This is a genomic window from Mesorhizobium sp., assembly GCF_024509055.1.
GTDB lineage: Bacteria > Pseudomonadota > Alphaproteobacteria > Rhizobiales > Rhizobiaceae > Mesorhizobium.
Genome location: NZ_JANINM010000193.1, coordinates 1 through 3231, shown reverse-complemented (window position 1 = coordinate 3231; position 3231 = coordinate 1). Strand labels below are relative to the sequence as shown.

Sequence of the window (3231 nt, the reverse complement as noted above, 5' to 3'; positions counted from 1 at the left end):
TCGTCGGGCTCGCCGGGGCAGCCGCGCGAGACGGCGGCCGAAAGCACGCAGTGCTTGCCGCTCTTCGCCGCCGCGACGAACAGGTCGCGCATGGCCGGGAACAGCACTTCCGGCGGCCCGACCAGCAACGTGGCGATGTCATCGGTCTCGATGCGCAGCCTGTCGCGGTAGGGATCGAGCGCGCCGAGCGAGCCCAGGATGACGCCGACGAAATCGTCGGCCATGGGATAAAGGGAAATCTGTGCGCCTGAAAACATGGCCCGCCTCGCTCCGCTGGTATTATCCAGATCAGCTTTAGGGTCCGTGGGCTTGCCGCCCGCATCTCAGCCCCGACCATACGGAGCACCCCTGTGGATGGCGGCCTTAAAGCACCATTCCAGGCGAAGGGAAAGCGATTTTTTGCCGGCGTCGCGGGATTGTGAGGTGGAGGAACGCCGACCGGGATGGAGAGGTGCCGGCTGCGAAACAGCCGATCTCCCCCTTGTGGAGAGATCAGGCGCCCTCGGCGCGTTGGTTATAATATTTTCACATTTTTCTTATAACACCCTTGAAATTCAGTCGAATAGCATCAAATTATAAGAAAATCGTGGAGTTCTTATAACACCTGCATTCACTCCGGAAACGACCATGAAGACCATCGATCTCGCCTATCGCACGCTCTATGCCGAATTGGTGCAGCGCAGCCTGGACGCCTCCTTCGAGACCGATTTCTCGACGGCGGGCAATTTCGTGCGGGTGCCGGTCAAGGGCCGCGACTATTGGTATTTCGAGGAGACGCGGCCGGAGAAGACCAGGCGCTATGTCGGGCCGGCCGAAGATCCTGAGATCGCCAAGCGGGTCGCGGCCTTCAAGGAGATCAAGGAGGATTTGAGGGGCCGCCGCAGGCTGGTCTCCACGCTGGTGCGCGACGCCGGCCTGGCGGCGCCAGATCCGTTCACCGGCGATGTCGTCGAGGCGCTGGGGAAGGCCGGCATCTTCCGCCTGCGCACGGTGCTGGTCGGCACCGTCGCCTTCCAGACCTATGCCGGGCACCTCGGCGTCAGGCTGCCTGGGGCGGTGCTGCAGACGGGCGACGCCGACTTCGCCAAGTTCCATTCCGTCTCCAGCGAGGTGGACGACAGCCTGCCGCCGGTCATCGAGCTGCTGAAGGCGGTCGATCCGACGTTTCGCGAGGTCCCGCACCGCAGGGACGCCGGCCGCACGACGCAGTATGAGAACGCCTCTCGCTACCGGATCGAATTTCTCACCCCGAACCGGGGCAGCGACGAGCATGCCGATCATGCTAGCTATATGCCCTCGCTCGGCGGCGCGTCGGCGCAACCGCTGCGCTTCCTCGATTTCCTCATCCGCGATCCGGTCAGGACGGTGCTGCTCCACCGCTCCGGCGTGCCGGTCCTGGTCCCCTCGCCCGAGCGCTTCGCCGTCCACAAGCTTATCGTGGCGGCGCGGCGCGAACGCAGCGCCGCCGCCAAGCGGGAGAAGGATCTCCACCAGGCGAGCCTGCTGGTCGAGGCGCTGGACACCACGCGCCGGCAGGACGACCTCGCCTTCGCCTTCGCCGAAGCCTGGGACCGGGGCGACGCCTGGCGCGAGGCGCTGCTGAAGGGACTGAGCCTGCTCAATGCTGACAGGCACGAGATGGTTCAGCAGGTTCTCGGGAGGGCGCTCAGTGAAACGCATACCGAGCTTGAAGGCTTTCCCATGCGGCTCGCATAATCCTCCTTGATGAGGTCATCGTTCAAATTGTACGAATTTCGCTTGACCACTTTTCGTACGTAAAGTACGATTGTCCTCTTCTTCCGAGGGGATTTGCTTGAACACCGCGAACCATGCCGCCTTCGCCGACCTCTCCCGCCCGCTTCTGTCGCCATTGCCGCTCGCCGAGCGCGAGCGTCTTGCCGGCGCCTGGCGCATGGCCAGCCAGGATATTTCCGACGATATCCGCTTCATCCGCCAATATCTGAAAGTGATCGCCGAGAAGGACGAGCGGCTGTCGACCGGCACGCTGGTGCATGGCCCTGCCTATGTCGCGGCCTGCGCGGCGTGGCTGCCGCAGACGGTGGCGCGGTATCTCGCCAATCTCAGGCTGATCAGCGAATGCGAATGCGCGATGATCGCGGCGGGGGTGCGGTTTGCCAGGTCGAGCGATGCGTGGTGAGGCGCCTACCCTTCTCGCCTAGAGCACGTCCGGTTTAATCCGGCTCATACCCTGCTGCCTTGAAGTAGTTTGCGCATTCGGCTGGCGAGAAGAGTTCGACGAGAGAACCGACGATGTCCCAAAGGGCGGTGATCGTCCTCTCGGCCCTTGCACGCATCAGCGCCTTGAGCTTGGAGATCACGAACCCATTCAGGGACTTCTAAAAGGCAGGGCAGGTATCATTGGCAAGAGACAGGCCTTCGAGATGTTTCGGGATGGACCAGACTCCAAAGTAGCGCTCCCGAGCATCTCCATCAGAGCTTTTCACGGTTTTTTTGGTTCCGTCATCAGAAACCAGATCCACGACCCGATGATAATATTTATGATTGCCGGACATCTTTTCGTGGACGGCGCCCATCGGCCCCATATAGCCAATGGTATTCACGAGTTTATACCCTTTCTTGTGCAAATATCGGGCGATGAGATCTGCGAAAGGTGGATTCCGATCATTTTTGACCGCGCTATAGCAGACGTCACACGAAATGGTGCCCGCATAGCGTTTCTGTAGCCCTTTTTCGATCAGCCGATCGCAAACCACATTGAAAGGGAGATACTGCTTTTGCCCAATTCCAGTGGAATTGCTGATATACGGGCGTCCAGCCAGACCGTGCCCGGCGATCAAAATGCGTGTACCAAATGAAAAGCCGAGGTCTTCCAGCGGCGTCCCTGCATCGTCGTAGCATACCACCGAAAATTTTCGGGCCCGGTGCGCGGTAGCTCCTGAGCCATGGTTGTTGGCCCGCCTTGCTTCATCGATGAAGTCCGTGGCCTGACTGCGGTTGAACGGGATGAAAACCAAGCGGTCGGTCGACACCTTGTCCCTCCTGACATTTTTTGAATATCAGAAATATAGTTGTAGAGTTCAGAGCCGGTCAATCGTCATCCAGCCGGCGTCCTGTCAATGTTCTCACTTTCCGCTCAAGTGAGGACGAACCCTAGATTTCTAGCTAGCTAGCTGATCAGGTAAGATCGAACGCAGGCGGGACAGCGCCCCCCTCTGTCCTGCCGGACATCTCCCCCACGAGGGGGGAGAT

Annotated in this window: 4 protein-coding genes, 1 pseudogene and 1 riboswitch; of the genes and pseudogenes, 2 read left to right on the top strand and 3 right to left on the bottom strand. The window is 60.4% G+C overall.

Going from position 1 to position 3231, the window contains the following annotated elements; all coding sequences use genetic code 11:
- On the bottom strand, nt 1-257 hold a 257-nt coding region (locus Q0L57_RS09050), incomplete at its 3' end, for a YkoF family thiamine/hydroxymethylpyrimidine-binding protein (protein ID WP_296741348.1).
- A riboswitch (TPP riboswitch) is annotated at nt 248-360 on the bottom strand. Its footprint overlaps the gene before it by 10 nt.
- Nucleotides 361-627: 267 nt before the next feature.
- Between Q0L57_RS09050 and Q0L57_RS09045 the strand changes: the two genes are divergently transcribed.
- Nucleotides 628-1716 carry a GSU2403 family nucleotidyltransferase fold protein gene (locus tag Q0L57_RS09045; protein WP_296741344.1) on the top strand — a complete coding sequence of 363 codons (1089 nt, stop codon included), beginning with the start codon at nt 628-630 and terminating at the stop codon, nt 1714-1716.
- 97 nt (nt 1717-1813) lie between these two features.
- Nucleotides 1814-2158 carry a hypothetical protein gene (locus Q0L57_RS09040; protein WP_296741342.1) on the top strand — a complete coding sequence of 115 codons (345 nt, stop codon included), beginning with the start codon at nt 1814-1816 and terminating at the stop codon, nt 2156-2158.
- Between the two features lie 34 nt (nt 2159-2192).
- On the opposite strand, the pseudogene Q0L57_RS09035 reads toward Q0L57_RS09040, so the two are convergent.
- Both Q0L57_RS09035 and Q0L57_RS09030 read right to left on the bottom strand, forming a co-directional pair.
- Nucleotides 2193-2333 (bottom strand): annotated as a pseudogene (locus Q0L57_RS09035) (IS630 family transposase); the annotation flags it as partial.
- 24 nt (nt 2334-2357) lie between these two features.
- Nucleotides 2358-3011 (bottom strand): hypothetical protein, encoded by a 654-nt coding sequence (locus tag Q0L57_RS09030; protein WP_296741340.1) that lies wholly within the window; start codon nt 3009-3011, stop codon nt 2358-2360.
- Nucleotides 3012-3231: the final 220 nt, after the last annotated feature.